At 70.8% G+C, this 19938-nt stretch carries 11 protein-coding genes; 6 read left to right on the forward strand and 5 right to left on the reverse strand.

Going from position 1 to position 19938, the window contains the following annotated elements; translation table 11 throughout:
- The first annotated feature begins 81 nt into the window (after window positions 1-81).
- Window positions 82-2040 (forward strand): M13 family metallopeptidase, encoded by a 1959-nt coding sequence (locus tag ACFQU3_RS04655; RefSeq protein WP_385907208.1) that lies wholly within the window; start codon window positions 82-84, stop codon window positions 2038-2040.
- A 59-nt stretch (window positions 2041-2099) separates the two neighbouring features.
- On the opposite strand, the gene ACFQU3_RS04660 is transcribed toward ACFQU3_RS04655, so the two are convergent.
- Window positions 2100-2555 (reverse strand): GNAT family N-acetyltransferase, encoded by a 456-nt coding sequence (locus ACFQU3_RS04660; RefSeq protein WP_385907211.1) that lies wholly within the window; start codon window positions 2553-2555, stop codon window positions 2100-2102.
- Window positions 2552-3016 carry an SRPBCC family protein gene (locus tag ACFQU3_RS04665; RefSeq protein WP_385907214.1) on the reverse strand — a complete coding sequence of 155 codons (465 nt, stop codon included), beginning with the start codon at window positions 3014-3016 and terminating at the stop codon, window positions 2552-2554. Before ACFQU3_RS04665 ends, ACFQU3_RS04660 begins: the two co-directional genes overlap by 4 nt.
- A 201-nt stretch (window positions 3017-3217) precedes the next feature.
- Here ACFQU3_RS04665 and ACFQU3_RS04670 point away from each other — a divergent pair, with 201 nt between their 5' ends.
- Entirely contained in the window at window positions 3218-13771 is a 10554-nt protein-coding gene (locus ACFQU3_RS04670) for a calcium-binding protein (protein WP_385907217.1), read from the forward strand.
- 87 nt (window positions 13772-13858) lie between these two features.
- Here the strand turns inward: ACFQU3_RS04670 and msrA are convergent, their stop codons facing one another.
- Window positions 13859-14563, reverse strand: a complete 705-nt coding sequence (gene msrA / locus ACFQU3_RS04675) for a peptide-methionine (S)-S-oxide reductase MsrA (RefSeq protein WP_385907220.1) — start codon at window positions 14561-14563, stop codon at window positions 13859-13861.
- Between the two features lie 131 nt (window positions 14564-14694).
- Here msrA and ACFQU3_RS04680 point away from each other — a divergent pair, with 131 nt between their 5' ends.
- From ACFQU3_RS04680 to ACFQU3_RS04695, 4 genes are all read left to right on the forward strand, one after another.
- A complete protein-coding gene (locus ACFQU3_RS04680) occupies window positions 14695-15741 on the forward strand; it encodes a GNAT family N-acetyltransferase (RefSeq protein WP_385907223.1) in 1047 nt (348 codons plus the stop codon).
- A gap of 131 nt (window positions 15742-15872) precedes the next feature.
- Window positions 15873-17051 carry a cystathionine gamma-synthase gene (locus ACFQU3_RS04685; RefSeq protein ID WP_385907226.1) on the forward strand — a complete coding sequence of 393 codons (1179 nt, stop codon included), beginning with the start codon at window positions 15873-15875 and terminating at the stop codon, window positions 17049-17051.
- 17 nt (window positions 17052-17068) lie between these two features.
- Window positions 17069-18415, forward strand: coding sequence for a glutamate mutase L (locus tag ACFQU3_RS04690; protein WP_385907229.1), 1347 nt, complete (start codon window positions 17069-17071; stop codon window positions 18413-18415).
- A gap of 59 nt (window positions 18416-18474) precedes the next feature.
- Window positions 18475-18741, forward strand: a complete 267-nt coding sequence (locus tag ACFQU3_RS04695) for a hypothetical protein (protein ID WP_385907232.1) — start codon at window positions 18475-18477, stop codon at window positions 18739-18741.
- A 129-nt stretch (window positions 18742-18870) separates the two neighbouring features.
- Here ACFQU3_RS04695 and greA read toward each other — a convergent pair whose 3' ends face one another.
- Window positions 18871-19356: a transcription elongation factor GreA gene (gene greA / locus ACFQU3_RS04700; protein ID WP_385907235.1), complete on the reverse strand. Its 486-nt coding sequence runs from the start codon at window positions 19354-19356 to the stop codon at window positions 18871-18873.
- A gap of 198 nt (window positions 19357-19554) precedes the next feature.
- A complete protein-coding gene (locus tag ACFQU3_RS04705) occupies window positions 19555-19926 on the reverse strand; it encodes a DUF4307 domain-containing protein (RefSeq protein WP_385907238.1) in 372 nt (123 codons plus the stop codon).
- Window positions 19927-19938: the final 12 nt, after the last annotated feature.

Consider the following 19938-nt stretch of genomic DNA (forward strand, 5'->3'; position numbering starts at 1 on the left):
CTCAGGGCGCCGGGCCGTGGTTAGGCTCGGGAGCACGCTCGCCGGGAGGTCCGGCGCACGCAGTGGGGAGAGAACGTGCTCATGAAGTCCGGCATCAACCTCGACGCCCTCGACCGGTCCACGAGGCCGCAGGACGACCTGTTCCGTTTCGTCAACGGCACGTGGCTCGACACGACGGAGATCCCGGGGGACCGGGCCCGTTTCGGCACGTTCGACATCCTGCGTGAGGAGTCGACGGCCCGCGTGCGCGACCTCATCGAGGAGGCGGCCGCGGCCGAGGACGTTTCCCCCGGCACGCCGAAGCGGCAGGTGGGTGACCTCTACGCGAGCTTCACGGACACCGACCGCATCGAGGAGCTGGGGCTCGCGCCCCTGCAGGCCGTGCTGTCGCAGGTCGCCGCGGTCGACGGCATCGAGCGCTTCGGCACGGCGGTCGGGCGCCTCGAGCGTGACGGGGTCGACGGGCCGCTGCGCCACTTCGTCGCACCGGACGAGCGCTCGCCGGAGGACTACGTCGTCTACCTCGAGCAGGGCGGGCTGGGCCTGCCCGACGAGTCGTACTACCGCGAGGACAAGTACGCCGACATTCGGACCGCCTACGTCGCGCACATCGGCCGGCTGCTCGGCCTCGCAGGCATCCCCGACGCCGACGACAAGGCCACGCGCATCATGGCTCTCGAGACGGTGCTCGCCGCGTCGCACTGGGACAAGGTCACCAACCGTGACGCGATCAAGACGTACAACGCCTACACCCTCGACGAGGCCAAGGCTCTGGCTCCTCAGTTCCCTTGGGACGCCTGGCTGTCCGGGCTCCAGGCCCCCGACGGAGCATTCACGAAGGTCGTCGTCCGCCAGCCGAGCTTCGTCACGGCGCTCGGTGCCGCGCTGGAGTCGACGGACATCGGCGACTGGAGGTCGTGGCTGACGTGGCACGCGCTGTCGGAGTTCGCGCCGTTGCTGCCTCAGTCGTTCGTCGACGAGGACTTCGACTTCTTCGGGCGCACTCTCTCGGGCCAGCCGGAGAACAAGGAGCGCTGGAAGCGCGGGGTGGCCGTCGTCGAGTCGGGTGTCGGTGAGGCCGTCGGTCAGCTGTATGCCGAACGCTGGTTCCCGCCCGCGGCGAAGGAGCGGATGGAGCAGCTCGTCGCCAACCTCGTCGAGGCGTTCCGGCGCTCCTTCTCCTCGCTCGAGTGGATGGGGCCCGAGACCCGCGCCCAGGCCGTCGAGAAGCTCGACGCGTTCACGCCGAAGATCGGCTACCCGGACGTGTGGCGCGACTACTCCTCGATCGAGATCGACCCGACCGACCTCGTCGGCAACGTCCGCCGCACGACGGCGTTCGAGGTCGACCGCAACCTCGCCAAGACCGGCCGGCCGATCGACCGCACCGAGTGGTTCATGCTCCCGCAGCACGTCAACGCCTACTACATGCCGTCGATGAACGAGATCGTCTTCCCGGCGGCGATCCTCCAGCCGCCGTTCTTCGACCTCGAGGCTGACGACGCCGTCAACTACGGCGGGATCGGAGCGGTCATCGGGCACGAGCTGGGCCACGGCTTCGACGACCAGGGGTCGCGGTACGACGGGACGGGGGCGTTGCGTGACTGGTGGACCGAGGCCGACCGCGAGCGCTTCGACGCGTTGTCGCAGCGCCTCATCGAGCAGTTCAGCACCTACACGCCCGCAGGGCTCGACGGCGCCCACAAGGTCAACGGCGGCCTGACCGTCGGCGAGAACATCGGCGACCTCGGAGGGCTGCAGATCGGCTACTCGGCCTACCGCATCGCGTCGGAGGGCGGCAGCATGCCGGAGCTCGACGGCTTCACCGGCCCGCAGCGTTTCTTCATCGGTTGGGCGCAGGTGTGGCGCGGCAAGACCCGTGAGGCAGAGGCGATCCGCCTGCTCGCCATCGACCCGCACTCGCCGCAGGACGTGCGCGGCAACGCCGTGCGCAACGTGACGGAGTTCCACGAGGCGTTCGCGGTCAAGCCCGACGACGAGATGTGGCTCGACGAGGACGAACGGGTCCGCATCTTCTGACGGTTCCGGTGACGGCCCACGGCGCCGTCGAGGGGTGGTGCTGCGGGCCGCGAGCCCCCTCAGTCGAGCTGCAGCTTGAAGCCGACGTGCGAGGCGACGAACCCCAGTCGCTCGTAGAAGCGTCGGGCGTCGGTGCGGCTCGCGTCGCTCGTCAGCTGGACGAGTGTGGCTCCGAGGCGGCGGGACTCGTCGACCGCCCACGTGATGAGCTCGGTGCCGAGGCCGCTGCCGCGCTCCTCGCGCGCGACGCGTACGCCTTCGATGATCGTGCGTGTCGCGCCTCGGCGGGAGATGCCGGGGATGACGCTGAGCTGCAGGGTGCCCACCGCGCGCCCGTCGCGGTCGGCGACGACGAGGTGCTGACCGGGGTCGGCTGACACGCGGGCGAAGGCCGCGGCGTACGTCTGTGGGTGGTCGAGGTCCTCCCGGGCGGCGCCGAGCGGGTCGTCGGCGAGCATCGCCACGATCGCGACGAGGTCGTCGGTCGTGGCGGGGCGGATGACGATGTCGCTCATGCGGACTCGGCGGTGCGTTTGAGCTGGGCGAGCCCCTTCTCGAAGTCGGGGCCGACGAGCTTCTCCATCGACCAGAAGGCGCTCATGAGGCGCATGACGAGGTTCTGCGGACCCGTCATGGCCCACTCGACGCGCGTTCCGTCGGTGATCGGCGTGAGCGTGAAGTCGACCCGGTTGTGTGCCTTCATCGGCGCCGCGAAGAGCAGGTCGACCCCGACGTGGTACGGCTCGGACTCGAGGATCTCCATGCGGCCCTCGCCGGCCTTGCTGTTGCCCTTCCACGCGTAGACCGCCCCGACGCCGGAGTCCGCTCCCGCATAGGTGCGATCCATGGCCGGGTCGAGGCCCTCCCACGGCGACCATGCCTGCCACTCGTGGAAGTCGTCGATGAGGGCGTGGATCCGCTCCGGCGGAGCGGAGATCGTCGTCTCGCGGGTGATGTGGAAGGTCTTGGCGGCCATGGCGGCATCCTGCCATCGTCAGTGGGCCGGGGCACCAGCGGTGATGCCTCACGAGTCCCACCCGTCCCGATATCACCTCTTCGCGGCCTTTTCTCCCGATTCGCCGGACGAGCAACGTGATGGTCACTACGTTGTCGAGCAGTAGCGCGCTGGATGCTCGCCAGGGAACGAGCACGGGCGCGTGCCACGTGGGGAGAAACCATGGTGCGCAAGTCGATTCGTCATGCCCTCGGAGCCGGTCTGGCCGCCCTCCTTGTCCTGGTGGGAGCGCTTGCGGGGCCGTCGCCCGCCTTCGCGGCCGACCCCGATCCGGGGGTGCAGCAGGTGGTGACCCTCCTCGGTGGCGGCGGAGGGACGAAGAACCTCGCCGTGTGGACCCGTGGCCTGGCCGGCATCGGTTCCTTCGGCAAGCCGCTCCCGTTCGTGTCGGCCAGCCCGGGTGGGCTGGCCGGTGTGGACGACCTCGTCGAGGAAGGTGTGGCCGGGGCGCTCGCGGGCACGACGACGTGGGCGGACCTCGCGACGTCGGGGGAGTCGGTGTCCCTGCCGGGCGGGCGCAACGGCACGCTCGACATCGCCGTCGACGACCTCGGTGACGGCAAGCGCGTCCACGTCAACCTCGTCGTGACGCGCACCGCCACGCAGCAGGCCCTCGCCGTGAGCTCGTCCACACCCAAGGTCGAGCTGTCGTCGCCGAAGGGTGTCACCGCGACCGTCGAGGCCACCCTGTCGCTCTGGGTCGTCTGGACCGGGCCGGCGACCAACAAGGTCTACCTCGCGAGCGACGGACCCCATGCCCCGCGCCTCGACGTCGACGTGACGGCACAGCTCTCGGCGTCCGCGAAGGCCGCCGTCGGCATTCTCGGCGTCACCCTGAGCAGCACCGACTTCACGGTCAAGGCGCACGCCTTCGCGCGCGCCAACGACCCGAACAACGACGGCGTCCTCGCCTTCGACGCCGCAGGCACCGGTGACGGAGAGCTCGCCGCCGACGGGTCGCTCGCCGGGCTCGTCACCGCGGCGCTCGACCCGACCGGGTCGATCTCCGACCCAGGCACGGCCGGGTCGGTCAACGGCACGCTGTCCATCGCTGCTGACACGAGCGGCCTTGCCGGAGTGAGCTTCCCGAGCAACGTCGCCGCCGACATCACGATCACGTGGCCCGACATCTCGACCGGCACGCCGTCCATCGCGGCTCCGAGCCTTGCGACGCTCGTCGGCAAGTTCCAGAACATGAGCCTGCGCGACCTCGCGGACGGCCTGGCCCAGGTCGCCACCGCCCTGACCGGGATCCAGCAGGCCAAGTTCGACCCCGACGGGGCGGGTCCGCTCCCGACGACCGGCAACCTCGACCTTCCCTTCCTTCGTGGCACCGTCGCCGACGCGGTCAAGGCCAACCAGGTCCTCGTCGACTTCCTCAAGGCCAACGTCGTCCAGCAGCCCGATCCGGACCAGCCGGCGCCCCCGGGCTTCGACGCGACGACGGTCGGTAACCCGACCTTCACGTCGCTCCAGGACCTCATCGCCAAGCTCAAGGCGGCGGGCATCGGTCTCGACAACCTCTCGTGGGACGCGACGACGAGCAAGCTCGTCTTCCGGATGCGGATGGTCAAGACGGCGCCGTCGTCCGGCGTCTCCATGGACGCCGGCGCGGCCCGCACCTCCCGGCCGTCGGCGACGTATGCCGCGAGCGGCCTGACGCTCGACGACGGCACCCAGCCGTGGACGGCGAACCAGTGGGCCGGCATGCGCGTCATGGCCGGCACCGCCGCAGGTGAGATCACGTCGAACACCAAGAACTCGCTGACCCTCTCCGGGCCATGGATCGGCGGCAAGCCCTCTGACACCACGCCGTTCGTCATCGTCGGCCCGGAGGCGCAGCTCGGCGCGGTGACCTTCGGCGACCAGCTGACCGACCAGCCCGTCGTGAACGGACCGCGTCGCGGCATCCTGAAGGCGAACGCCGCCCAGACCTTCGCCACGGTCAAGCCGTCGTTCGCGGCAGACCTCACGCTCGTCCTCGACCTCCAGGACGCCCGCACCGGTGATGCCTGCATCGGCTTCGAGGGCAACACCGAGGCGTGCCCGTTCCTCCAGAAGACCGGGGCGTTCTCGACCAACGTCACCTCGCTGCCGCTCGGGCCCGACCGGATCATGGTGCGCACCGGCAGCCCGCTCCTCACAGCCGACTTCCCGATCGAGACCGCCGTCGACTTCACGGCCAACGCAGGCTTCTTCCAGGTGCGGCTCAAGGGCAACCTCAAGGTCTGCAACAGCTCGGCGCCTGCCGACTGCTCGGCGGCCGGCACCGGCAACATGCTCTCCGTCGGCCTGAAGCAGGCGGGAGACGCCCAGCACGACATCAGGCTGCGCCAGCTGTTCGAGCAGCTGGTCACGGCGACCCCGACCGGCCCCAGCCAGGCAGGCGGCCTCCTCGACGTCGATGTCAACGTCCGCGCGGCAGCCTCCCTCGCGGTGTCCATCCCCGAGGCCGACGGCTTCCTGCCCGCCGGGTCCGACGTGAGCGTCTCCGCGACGTGGAACGACCTCACCCAGCTCTCCGGCGCCGACGGACCGCAGCTCGACCTCAGCAAGCTCGACCGGATCTTCGCGCTCGACATCAAGCCGGGCTCGCAGGCCGAGCTCTTCGCGATCGTCCTCAAGACGCTCCAGACCCTGGCCGCCCAGCTCGCCGAGGCCCAGCCCGGCGGAGCCTCCGGCATCTACAGCCAGGAGATCCCCGGCACCGGCACGTCACTGCGCGACCTCATGCGCCGCGACACCTCGGGCGTCGGCAGCGACGTCAACTACGGCGCGAACACCCTTCAGCACGTGGGCCGCACGTTCGACGCGTCCTTCGTCGGTCGCACGATCGTCGTCGGCACGCAGGTGGCCGTCGTCGCCTCCGCCTCGGGTGACACCGTCACCCTGACCGAGAACTGGCCCACGAAGCCGGCCAACGACACGGCATACACCTTCCGTTCGCCGCTCGACGACGCCATCGACGCGATGTCGGCGCACCCGCCGCAGAACATGCAGGACCTCGTCGAGTTCCTCGACGACCGCCTCGGCACCGGTGCGCTGGACTTCAGCTACCTCGACGACGGCGGCACGCCGAGCGTCGTGCTCGACCTCGACTGGAAGCGCGACTACCGCACGAACGCCCCGCTGCGCCTCGACCTCGGTGGAGACAAGTCCCTCGTCTCCGCGGCCGCGACCGGCCAGGGCTCCGTGCACGTCAAGGGCGGGGTCGACGTCGGCCTCGTCGTCCCGCTCGCGCCGGGCACCGGTCCCGGCGACGCCACGTCGCTCAAGGTGCTGGCCGACTCGAAGGTGAGCATCGCGGCCGACGCCGCGTTCACCGGACGGGCCGCCGGCACGATCGGGCCGCTGACGGTCTCCGCGGGTGACCCCGGCGGCGACCCGGCGAAGCAGGCGAAGCTGCGGGCCAACCTCAGCCTCGACCTCTCGGACGCCGCAGCGACCGCCGACACCCCGGTCAGCTTCTCGACGTTCCTCTCTGCCCTCGACGTGAACTTCAACGCGTCGAACACACCGGTCGACTGCGGCGAGGGCCTGACCACCCCGCTCATGGTCTGCGGCGTCGTCCCGCTCTACGCGACCGTCTCCGGTGGCCCCACGACCTCGCTCGGCACCGTGGCCCTGCGCCTCGAGGACTCCACCGACGCGTCGGACCTCGTCGACCTGACCGGCAACCTGCCCGCCCCGGACGACGCGAAGAAGCGCTTCGAGCTGCCCGACCTGTCGGCGGCCTTCGCCAACGCGTTCGCCGACTTCACCCAGATCGGCCCCGGCCTCGACGGTTACCTCGAGAAGATCGAGCAGGCCATGCGCCTCGCGACGTTCGACGGCAAGCTGCCCTTCGTCGGCGAGGACCTCCAGCAGGGTGCCGACTCCATCGGCCGCCTGCGCGCCGAGATCAAGGCCAAGCTCGGATCCGTCCCGGCCAGCCCGAAGGAGGCGCGCGACTACGTCAACACGAAGCTCGACGAGGCCATCACGGCAGCCGGGCTCGAGAAGACCAGTCTCACGGTCAACTACGAGTGCAAGGCCAAGCTCGAACCGACCGGAGCCCCGACGCTCGTTGCCACCCCGGCGGCTGGAGGGGCCACGAAGTGGCGCTACGAGATCGTCGCCAGCCAGGGCAGTGGCTCCGGCACCGACGGCGACACCGTGCCCTCGGCCCCCAGCGCGGAGACGACGACGGCGTTCACCGCCCTCGGCAGCGGCAACTCCATCAAGGTCTCGTGGACGGCCACGGACGGAGCCACGAAGTACAAGGTGCTGCGCAGCAAGGACGGCGGCGCGTACGAGCTCGTGACCGTCGTCGATGCGGCGTCCGGCAGCGCCCAGTCGTACACCGACGACGGCAGCGCCACGGCTACGGCCTACACGCCCGTCGACACCAAGCCGATGCTCATCGACTGCCCGACGACGAGCATCAACGGCGTCAACGTCGCGTTCGACATCAAGGCCGGCACGGTCAACGCCGACGACGGCTGCGTGGCCGGCTCGGGCTGCCTCGGCGACGGCGAGGAGCTGCCGCTCGACATCGGCATCCCCGGTCTCGCGCTCAAGGCGGGCGAGGACGACGCCATCACCTACGGCATCGGCCTCCAGCTGCACCTCAAGGCCGGGATCAACACCGACGACGGCTTCGTCATCTACACGCACGACACCTGGAAGGACGGTGCGGCGGCGCCGGAGTTCGGCCTCGGCGCGCGCTTCGACATGCCCGCGACGATGAAGGCCCAGCTGGCCTTCCTCGACATCGACGTCACGAAGAACGGCACCGCGCCGCTCTTCGCCGGAGCGTTCCTCGTCGACCTGAAGTCCCGGGACGCGACGGAGACGGCTGACTCCGTGCTGACGATCGCCGACATCGCGGGCGGCGACGCCGGCTCCCTCTTCGGCATCGCCCTGACCGCGAAGATCAAGGCCGACTGGATCGTCAAGGCCTCGGTCGACTCGGTGCTCCCGGGCGTCCAGGCCAACTTCGTCATGGGCTGGGAGTTCTCGAACAAGGACCTCAAGAACCTCGGCGCCCCGACGATCGAGTTCAAGGAGGTCGCCATCGACGCGGGCGGGTTCCTCTCGAACCTGCTCGGCCCGGTGCTGAAGAGGGTCAAGTCAGTGACCGGACCGCTCCAGCCGGTCATCGACACGCTCTACGCGCCGATCCCGGTGCTGTCGGACCTCAGCCGGATGGCCGGTGGTGGCGACGTCAGCCTCATCACGCTCGCCAAGACCTTCAACACCCTGGCCGGCGGACCGAAGCTCGACTTCGTCGACAAGATCGCCGCGCTCACAACACTCATCAACAACCTTCCGGACTGCGGCGGTGGGCCGGGAGACCCGACCTGCCTCATCCCGATCGGCAGCTTCACCGTGAGCGGCGCGAACGCCCTGACCACGGACGTCTCACCGACGAGCAGCCTCGAGCCCGGCACGGCGACCTCCCTGATCAGCTCGAAGACCGCCAAGAGCGAGTCCGAGGTGAAGAGCTCCCTCAACACGAAGGGTGGCAAGGGCAAGGTCTTCGGCTCCACCGGTGACGAGGGCAGCGCCAACAAGTCCGGCTTCACCTTCCCGATCCTCGACAACCCCTCGTCGGTGTTCAGCCTCCTCATGGGCAGCGACGTCTCGCTCGTCGAGTTCGACAGCGGGCCGCTGACGCTCGGCTTCACGTGGCGCCAGGCGTTCGGCCCGGTGTACGCGCCGCCACCCGTCATGGTGACCCTGTCGGGCTCCGCGTCGGTGACCCTGCGCTTCATGGCGGGTCTCGACACCGCCGGCATCAGGTATGCCGTCGAAGCGGCCCAGGCGGGTGCGCCCGTCGACGCCGTCAAGCTCCTCGACGGCCTCTACTTCAAGACGACGGACTCCGAGGGCCGGCCTGTGCCGGTCGTGCAGCTCGACGGTGAGATCGCCGCCGGCGCCGCAGTGACGGCGGTCATCATCACGGTCGGCATCGAGGGTGGGTTGCACCTGACCATCGGGTTCCACTGGAACGACCCGAACAACGACGGCAAGTTCCGCGTCAGCGAGTTCCTCCAGACTGCGATCAACAACCCGCTCTGCCTGTTCACGACGACCGGACGGCTCAGTCTGTTCCTGCGCCTCTACGTCACGATCGGCTTCTCGCCGTTCAGCGTGTCGTTCTCGATCAACCTCGCGGACATCACGTTGCTCGACTTCACCGCGCAGCCGGACTGTGAGCCGCCACCCCCACGGCTCGGCGGCACCAGCGGCGACACGCTCGTCGTCTTCGCCGGCCACTTCGGCACGAACTCCGCGCGGGGCAACCCGTGGGGCAACACGGCCGACACCGAGGCAGACGTCGTCAAGGTGTCCGCGCTGCGCTTCGCCCAGAAGGCGGGCGACGACGCAGGCACGAACCCCGACTTCGACGGGTTCTCCGTGCAGATGCTCGGTGAGCGTCGCGACTACCTCGACCCGAACCTGACGCGCGTCGTCGTCGACGGCCGCGGCTCCTCGACGCCGCTGATCGTCAGCTTCGTCGGCGACGGCAAGAAGGACGCGAACCCGTCGTCGACGACGAGCCAGGGCGACCTGTCCGTCTTCGACAAGGACGCAGTCGTCTTCGGCACCTCCGGCGACGACCAGATCCAGACGGGCACCGGCAGCTCGTGGGTCGACGCGGGCGGCGGCGCCGACCGCATCGTGACCGCGGACGTCGCGGGCAAGGTCGCCCGCGTCGCGGGCGGCGCCGGCGACGACGCCATCACGACCGGCCAGGGCGACGACTTCGTCTCAGGTGACGGTGCACTCCCGCAGACGACGCGGGCCGTCACGGCCGCGCTCAACCCGGTCGACGTCGAGAACTCCGACCCGAAGATCACCTCGGTGTCGCTCGGCGACGTCATCGACTGGTCGGCGCTCGACGTCGACCCGACCGAGGGCGACCAGGGCAGCGGCGGACTCGACGTCATCAGCGTCGGCCTCGGGGCCAACTCGGTCAACGGCGGTCCGGGCGACGACAAGATCGGCGTCGCGTCCGACCGTCCCGGTGCCACGGCGGGCCAGGTGATCCGCTCCAAGGGCAACATCCTGATCGGTGAGCTCGGCAGCGACTCGATCACCGGCGGCACGGGTCCGGACAAGATCTATGCCTCCGCGAAGGGCGCCTTCGGTGTCGACGACAACGGCACGGCCGACACGCTCACGACCCCGGCCGGCAAGCCGTCGATCCCCAACATCATCGAGACCGGCTCAGGCAACGACGAGGTCTGGGGCAGCTCGGTCGAGGACGTCGTGACGAGCCACTCGAAGGGCGGTGAGCACGCCCGCATCATCGGCGGTGACGGCCCGGACGCCCTCGTCGGCGGCTACGGCACCGACTCCGTCTTCGGCGGCCCGGGAGACGACTACGTCATCGCGGAGCCCAGCGTCGTGGGGGCCCGCGGGCTCGACGAGGCCGGCAACGCACGCGGCCCGGACGTCATCGAGGGCGTCGGTTTCGGGGCGTACCGCTTCGTGACGCACCTCGCGATCCCGGCCGGGGAGACGTCGTCGAGCAAGACGCTCGTCGGTGGCCGCGGCAACGACCACGTGCTCGGCGGTGACGGACCGGCGACCATCTTCGGCGACGCCCTGCGCGACGCCGCGACGGTCGGCTCCGGCGCCGACGAGACGTGCCGCGCCGGCACCGTCGCGTCCGACGCGGTGCCCGAGGGCACCTCGGCGGCCGGTGGCGACGGCAACGACCTCGTCCTCGGCGGTGCGGGTGTCGACACCATCTCGGCCGGCGGCGCGAGCGACCGCGTCCTCGCCGCCGGCGCAGGCGACCTCGTCTGCGGCCAGCAGGGCGACGACGTCCTCTTCGGCGGCGACGCCGGCGACGGCATCTGGGGCGGCAGCGGGCAGGACCGTGGCTACGGTGAGGCCGGCGCCGACCTCGTCTTCGGCAACGCCGGCCAGGACCAGCTCTACGGTCAGGACGGTACCGACGTCATCGAGGGCAACGACGGCTCCGACCGCGCGAGCGGCGGCGACGGCGACGACGTCCTCTACGGCGGCACCCGGGCGGCGGGTCGAGACGACGTCGGTCCCGCCGGCGCCGGCGACATCCTCTCCGGCGACACCGGACGCGACGTCATCGTCGGCGACAACGGCACCGTCGACGACCCGTCGACAGGCGCAGACGCCCAGGCGATCCCGTTCGACCTCGCCGGCACGTCTCCGGACGCCGGCCGCGGCGACGAGGTCTTCGGCGGCTCGGACGACGACACGGCATACGGCGGCCTCGGTGACGACCAGGTCAACGGTGGCGGCGAGGCCGACCACCTCGAGGGCAACAACGGCTCGGACATCGTCCACGGCGACGCGGGCGAGGACGAGGTCGTCGGTGGCTCGTTCCAGCAGGCCACCACCGGTGTCGGCCGCCCGGATGCCGGCGACGTCCTCCACGGCGACGCCGGGCCCGACCTCGTCGTCGGTGACAACGCGGTCGTCACGTCCGGCGTGGCGGCGGCCGACTCGACCCCGGTCACGCGGATGCGCGGCTTCGCGCGGACGCATCGCGTCGAGCTGCTCGACCTCGGCACGACTCCGGTCCTCGCGAACTCGGGGGCCGACCAGGCCTTCGGCGGCGAGGGCGCGGACGTCGTGCTCGGCCAGAGCGGCACCGACCGGCTCAAGGGCGACGCAGGCGACGACTACGTCGAGGGCGGCCCCGACGTCGACTGGGTCGAGGGTGACCTCGGTGACGACGACCTCGTCGGCGGCAGCTCCACGCCGTCGGGCGGCTCCGGCCCCACGACGGCCGGCCAGCCCGACACCGACGACGCCGTCTTCGGTGGTCCCGGCGACGACGTCGTGCTCGGCGACAACGGCCAGGTGCTGCGTCCCGTCTCGGGACAGGCGCCGACGTCGGTGACGGTGCGCCTCGGCAGCACGCAGGGCATCGCGATGACGCCGCGCGTCATCGAGCCCTGGGACCGTGGCGCCGGCGTGCTCACGACGCCCTCGGCACAGCTCTACGGCTTCGACCGCCTCTCCGGCGGCGACGGTGTTGACGTGCTCGAGGGCCAGGACGGCAACGACGCGGTCACGGGTGACTCCGGGGCCGACCACCTCCAGGGCAACGGCGGAGCCGACGTGCTGTTCGGCGACCTGCCGTTCGGCGAGGCCTCGGCCCATGGGACCACCGTGGCCCCCGTGAGTGCCGCCTGGCCGGGCTCGGCGAGCCCGACCGCGCTGCTGCGCGGCACGAGCTCGGTCCCCGGCCAGGACGACGTCATCGGTGGTACGCCGACACCGGGCTACCGCGACGGCGCCGACGTCATCGAGGGCAACGGCGGCGACGACGTCGTGCTCGGCGACAACGGCTCGCTCCTGAGGACGCTCGTCGGCGCGGCGGGCGCGCGCTCGGAGCAGGTGTATGCCGACCGCTACCCCGACGGTGCCGTGCCCGAGGACGCGACCGTGTCGCGTACGCACGACCCGGCACTGCCCGGGCCCAGCACGCGGTTCTGCACCACGGCGCAGGCCACGTGCGAGGTGACGGGCGCGTTCGGCGGCGACGTGGTCTGGGGTGACACGGGCGACGACGGCATCTGGGGACAGGACGGCGACGACCGGATCTCCGGAGGCACCGACGACGACGACCTCTACGGCGAGCTCGGCGACGACCGCATCGACGGTGACGCCGGACGAGACGCGATCGTCGGCGACCGCGGTGGCGTGGTGAACCAGCTGCTGAGTGCAGCCGACACCCCGGCCCAGGTCACGACGTCGCTGACGAGCCCGCCGGCCGAGTCCTACACGGGCTTCCGCCGTGGCGCCTACGACAGGCGCGTCGACCTGCTCCACGACGTCGACGGCGACCAGTGGATCGGGACCTCGACCGACCCGGCCATGCCGCACGCCGGCCTCACCGAGGGCGGTCGCGACCTGATCCGTGGTGGGACCGACGCCGACAACATCCACGGCGGCTGGGGCGACGACGTCGCCAACGGCGACAGTGGCGGCGACGAGGTCTATGGCGGCGACGGCGAGGACGTCCTCTGGGGCGGCCAGGGCTGCGACGCCACGCTCGACGGTGCGACGCCCGACTGCCTCACCAACGGCGCGTTCGACCCGACGTCACGAGGCGCCGACGACCGCTTCGTCGACCACCTGTTCGGTGGCACCGGCGAGCCGGTGGTGGCTCTGCAGGACGTCGCCGGGTCGGACCTGCTCGACGTGCGTCCACGCGGCAGCTACACGCCGGGATCGGGCTGCACCCTGGGCAGCTGGCCGCAGACGACGGGCAACGGCAAGAACGCCGTGACCATCGACCCGTGCCTGTGGTTCGAGCTGACCAGCCTCGACAACGCCGACACGGCCGACAACAGTCACCACCAGGGCACCGACTGGATCTACGGCGGCTGGGACCGTGACGTCATGCAGGGCGACGTCGCGGCCAACGGCCCGAACCCGGGCGACCGGCTCGTCGACTGGGTGGGGGTCTACAACCTCTACACGCACTGCAACGCGGCCTACGGCGGCTTCAACGACGTGCGTCAGATCTCCCCGGCCATGCAGACCTTCCTCCAGCAGGTCGCATGGGGGACGGGTGCCGGACGGCAGGCGTCGGACGTGACCACACCGGGCACCTCGGCCTTCCGCGAGCTTGCCATGGTCTACACGGCCGACATCAACGCCCACGGGTCGGGCGCGGCATACCCGACGACTCCCGGGCACTTCGAGCAGGTCGCCTGCCAGCCCTGAGCGACGACAACGGCACCGAGCCACCCGCGTGCGGGTGGCTCGGTGCTGTGCGGGTGGCTCGGTGCCGTGCGGGTGGCTCGGTGCGGCTCAGGCCGGTGGAGCGATCTCCTGCTGCGCGGGGAGCTGGTCCTGGCGCACGATCCCGACAGGGCAGGTCAACCCGTTGGGCCCGTGGTTGCAGTAGCCGCCGGGGTTCTTGTGCAGGTAGCCCTGGTGGTAGTCCTCGGCGAGGTAGAACGGGCCGGCGTCGTCGGCGGAGCGGATCTCCGTCGTGATCTGCCCCAGGCCGTTGTCGTCGAGCACCTTCTGGAACGCCTCGCGCGTGGCCTCTGCGGCCAGTCGCTGGCCCTCGGTGGTCCAGTAGATGGCAGAGCGGTAGGCCGTGCCGATGTCGTTGCCCTGCCGGTTGGGCGTCGTCGGGTCGTGGTTCTCCCAGAACGCCTTGAGCAGCAGCTCAGGAGACGTCCTCGTCGGGTCGTAGACGACGCGCACGGTCTCGGCGTGGCCGGTCATCCCGGTGCACGTCTCCTCGTAGGTCGGGTTGGGGGTGTAGCCGCCCATGTAGCCGGCGGCGGTCGAGACGACCCCGTCCTGGCGCCAGAAGATCCGCTCGACGCCCCAGAAGCAGCCCATCGCGACGTAGAGCACCTCGGAGCCGCCCGGCCACGGGCCCTCCAGCGGGGTGCCGAACACGGCGTGGGTGGGGTTCACGGCATACGGGCGGGTCTCGCGGCCGGGGAGGGCCTCGTCACGCATGGGCATCTGGGTCTTCCTACCGAAACCGAACACCATGCCAGTGTCACATCCTTCGCGCCGAGAGCGTCTTACGTCCCTGTAACGTCGCCGGCCCCTCCCGTATGCCGTGTGCCGCCGACCCGACAAATCGCTCGCGGCGGGCGCGGCGGGCCGGTCAGACTGCCCGCATGAGCGATGCCCTCGACACCCTCGATGCCCTCGACGTCCGCCCCGTCGACCTGCTCGACCCGGACCAGGAGTCGGCGGCCCGTGACTGGATCGGCGTCCACGCGGCCGTCCAGCGCGACCTCTTCGGCGACCGGGGGAGTGTCTGGACCCTCGAGGAGATCCAGGGCTTCGTGCGGAGCGCCGACAAGAAGCGGGTGGCCGTCGGGGCCTGGCGTGGCGACGACCTCGTGGGCGCGCTCGAGGTGCACCTCCCGCTCCGCGACAACCAGCACAGCGCGATGCTGTGGCTCTCGGTCCTGCCGTCGGCGCGCGGGCGCGGTGTCGGGAGCCGCCTGCTGGCCGAGGGGGAGCGGATCGCTGCCGAGCATGACCGGACGACCCTCCTCGTCGAGAGCGAGTGGGCCGACGGGCAGGCTGACACGGCAGAGGCGTTCGCCACCGCACGCGGGTTCGTCGTCGCACAGACGGTGCTGCGCAGTGAGCAGCCGCTCCCGACCGACCGGGAGGCGCTTCGTGCGGCGGTCGAGGCGGCCGGCGCCGAGGACTACGCGTTCGAGTCCTACGTCGACGAGATGCCTGAGGACTGGCTCGAGGACCGAGCCGTCCTCCAGCAGCGGATGAGCACTGACGCCCCGACCGACGAGCTGGACATCGAGGAGGAGGACTGGGACGCGGAGCGCCTGCGGGCGAGCCTTGCGCGGACCCGCGCCTCGGGCCGACGGGTCGTCGAGACGGTCGCCCGCCACGTGCCGTCGGGGCGTCTCGTCGGCTTCACCACGGTCGCGGTGTCGACGGGTGAGCCCGACCTCGGCTACCAGCAGGACACCCTCGTGCTCGAGGAGCACCGCGGCCACGCGCTAGGTCTGCGGCTCAAGGCGGTCAACGCGCAGCTGCTCATGGACGAGCTTCCCGAGGTCCGGGCCATCCGCACGTGGAACGCCGCGTCCAACGACCACATGCTCGCCGTCAACCGCCGCCTCGGGTATGCGGTCGACGGCTACAGCCGCGAGTGGCAGAAGCACCTGGGAGAGCTGACGCACCCCTGACGACCAGCTGACCCGGCCACGCACCGAGCGTGCGCGGCGGTTCCTTGCAGCGCCTCCTCGATTCGCTCGACCGACCACAGCGTTGTCGGGCGGGCGCAGGTCCCGATCGGGCAGGGCATAGGCTCGGGCGCATGTCTGACGAGCACGGCTTCTCGACCCGCGCCATCCACGCCGGCCAGGAGGCCGACGAGCTGACGGGTGCGGTCGTCCCCCCGATCTACCAGGTGTCGACGTACAAGCAGGACGGCATCGGCGGCTTCCGCAACGGCTACGAGTACAGCCGGTCGGCCAACCCCACCCGCACCGCGCTCGAGGAGTGCATCGCCGCGCTCGAGGGCGGCAGCCGCGGATTCGCCTTCGCATCGGGGCTCGCCGGTCAGGACACCGTGGTCCGGGCCCTGCTCGTCCCGGGCGACCACGTCGTCGTCCCGAACGACGCCTACGGTGGCACGTACCGCTACTTCAACAAGGTCGCCAAGCCGCAGGGCATCGAGCACTCGATCGCCCACATGGGTGACCTCGACGAGGTGAGGGCCGCGGTCGTCCCGGGCCGCACGAAGATGATCTGGGTCGAGACGCCGACCAACCCGCTGCTCGGCATCGCCGACATCGAGGGCATCGCTGCGGTCGCCCACGAGGCCGGTGCGGTGCTCGTCGTCGACAACACCTTCGCGACGGCCTACCTGCAGAGCCCACTCGCGCTCGGCGCCGACATCGTGACCCACTCCACGACCAAGTATGCCGGTGGGCACAGCGACGTCGTGGGTGGCGCGGTCATCACCGCTAAGGAGATCCGGGTCCCCGGCTACGAGGACGCCGAGGAGCGGATCGCCTTCCACCAGAACAGCATCGGCGGCGTCGCCGGTCCGTTCGACTCGTGGCTGACGCTGCGCGGGCTCAAGACCCTCGGCATCCGCATGGAACGCCACTGCGACAACGCCGAGAAGGTCGTCGAGTTCCTCGAGAGCCATGACGGCGTCTCACAGGTCCTCTACCCGGGCCTGCCCGGGCACGCCAACCACGACATCGCCGCGCGCCAGATGACGCGCTTCGGCGGCATGGTGAGCTTCCGGATGCGCCGGGGCGAGGACGCTGCGGTCAAGGCCTGCGCCGCGGTGAGCCTGTGGACGCTGGGCGAGTCGCTCGGCGGGGTCGAGTCGCTCATCGAGCACCCGGGCCGCATGACTCACGCGAGCGTCGCCGGCACCGAGCTCGAGGTGCCCTCGGACCTCATCCGCCTCTCGGTCGGCATCGAGGACGTCGACGACCTCATCGCCGACCTGCGCGAGGCCCTCGACATCCACGGCTGACGCGACACGCGCCTCGCATGACGATCCTCGCGGTCGACTTCGGGTCGACCTTCACGAAGGGTGCCCTGCTCGCCGACGACGGCACCGTGCTGGCAACCGGCTCAACGCCGACGACCGGCACGCAGGGCGGCGGCGACATCCTGGACGGCTACCGCTCGCTGCGTGCCGCGCTCGACGTGCCCGACGGCACCAACGTGCGGGCCTGCTCGAGCGCCGGCGGCGGGCTGCGCCTTGCGGTCGTCGGCTACGAGCGCACCGTCACGGCCCAGGCCGGCCACCGGGTCGGCCTCTCGGCGGGGGCGAAGGTCGTCCACGTCGCGGCCGGGGAGCTGACGACCGCCGACGTCGCCGGCATCCGCGCGTCCCGGCCCGACATCATCCTGCTCGTCGGCGGCACCGACGGCGGCAACAGCAACGTCCTGCTGCACAACGCTGCCCGGCTCGCAAAGGGCGCGATCGGTGGGCACGGGTCGCATGCGGTGCCCGTCGTCGTCGCCGGCAACGTCCACGCGCGTGACGAGGCCGCCGACGTCCTCGCCACGACGAACCGCCCGACGGTCCCGGCCGACAACGTCCTGCCACAGATCGGTGTCATCGCGCCGGAGTCGGCGCGCGCCGCCATCCGTGACGCGTTCCTGCACCACGTCATCGGTGGCAAGGGACTCTCGCGCGACCCTGCGTTCGCGGCCATGGTGGAGGCAGCCACGCCCGACGTCGTCCTGCGCGGCGTCGAGGTTCTCGCGTCGGTGGCAGGCGTCGGTGACGTGCTCGTGATCGACATCGGCGGTGCGACGACCGACGTCTACTCGTGCCTGACGCCCGAGGGCGAGGACGCCGGCCTGCGCAAGGACGTCGTCGCGACCCTGTGGCACGCGCGCACCGTCGAGGGAGACCTCGGCATGCGGTGGAACGCCGAGCACGTCGTGGAGGCAGCAGCGGCCGAGCATCTGCTCGACTCCGTGACCGACCCGCGCGCGCTGACGTCGTATGCGGCCCGCGTCCACGAGCGCCCCGGCTCGCTCCCGCTCGACGACGCCGAGCGCGCGCTCGACCTCGAGCTGGCGCGGCTCGCAGCCCTCGTCGCGGTACGCCGGCACGCCCGGCCGGCCCAGCCGACGGAGTCGCCCCGTCCACTCGCCAACGTCACGGCCCTTGTCGGGTCCGGCGGAGTGCTGCGCCACACCGATGCCGCCGGGCACGACCACGTCCTCGGGGCCGTCCTCGCCGACCACGCGGGCGGCTGGAAGGTGCCTCGCTCGGCGCGCGCGACGGTCGACACGGCATACCTCCTCTTCGCGGCCGGCCTGCTCGCCGCCGACCAGCCGGCCGTCGCCCGCGCCGTGGCCGCCCAGATCGCCCCCTGACCGTCGAGTGGCCACCTTCCGCGGCTTTCCAAGACCTGGTCTGGAGGAAGCAGCGGGTCGTGGCCGAGTACCAAGGCGTCGAGTTCCACACCAGGTTGCGTGACCGTGTCCATGACGAGATCCGCCAGGAGCGGATCGAACGTGGCGACTGGACCTACGTCGAGCTCGTCTCGGAGGAGGTGTTCCAGCCCGGCCCGCGCGCACTCAAGCTGCGAGAGCTGGCCGGGCATCTCGACGTCAATGCGCACGTGCTCGACGTCATGGCTGCAGGCCCGCAGTTCTTCGCGCCGGCCCAGTTCGTGACGCGTCGACGCCGGCGGTCCTGAGCGCGCGGATGGTGGCCTCTCGACGGTGGAGAGGGCGCGGATGGTGGCCTCTCGACGGTGGAGTGGGCGCATGCGAGACGGGCCGGTCCCCCGTGGGGAGCCGGCCCGTCTCGTGTCAGGCTGCGGTGCTCAGCCCGTGTAGGGCTTCGCGGCGATGATCTTGACGCCGATCGTCTTGCCGTTGGGGGCCTCGTAGCTCGTGCTGTCGCCGACGCTCTTGCCGTTGATGGCGGCGCCCATGGCCGACTTCTCGGAGAAGACCTGCAGGTCGGAGCCGTCGGCGATCTCACGGTTGCCGAGCAGGAAGGTCTCCTCGTCACCGAAGATCTCGACCGTCACGAGCATGCCCGGCTCGACGACGCCGTCGTCGGCCGGCGTCTCGCCGATCGTCGCGTTGTGGAGCAGCTCGGAGAGCTGACGGATGCGGGCCTCCATCTTGCCCTGCTCCTCGCGCGCGGCGTGGTAGCCGCCGTTCTCCTTGAGGTCGCCCTCCTCACGGGCCTCCTCGATCTTGCGCGCGATCTCGATGCGACCTTCGCCCGTCAGCTGGTCGAGCTCCGCCTTGAGGCGGTCATAGGCCTCCTGGGTCAGGAAGCCAGCGGCAGTCTCGGTCACTCTTGTCACTCCTCGGATGGACCAACGCCCACGCGGTGCTCGCGTGGGCGCCTACACAACAGAAAAGGTCCCGACCGTGTTGTCACCGACTCGAGATGCCGTTGGCGACGGGTCCGGACCCTTGGATGAAGCAACAAGGATAACAAAGTGAACGGCATTCGCGCAGTTCACGCGCTATTCACGTGGTCCGACGGCCGCTCAGGAGCACGTCTTGACCTGGCCTGTGACCGCTCGCGACGTCGTGCGCAGCGTCACCGACTCGGTCGTCGTCTCGTCGACGCCGGCCGGCACCTCGACCCGGCTCGTGCCGACCGGCGCGAAGTCGCGTGCGAGCGCCTCGACGGTGCACGTGAGGGCCCTCCCGCCGGGCCGGTGCACCTCGAAGTCGACCCGGACCTCACCGTCGCTGACCACCTTGTAGCCGAGGGTCTGCCAGCTGGGCTGCCCGAGCGTCGCCGACAGTCCCCACCAGGTCGCGAGTGCCACGCCGGCGAGGATGCCGACCGTGCCGATGACCCACCACCTGAGCTGGCCGGGGGCGGGGCGGGGGAGTATCGGGCGGGACGGCATTCGGGGTCCTGG

Source organism: Terrabacter sp. GCM10028922, from assembly GCF_042666095.1.
Classification (GTDB): domain Bacteria; phylum Actinomycetota; class Actinomycetes; order Actinomycetales; family Dermatophilaceae; genus Terrabacter.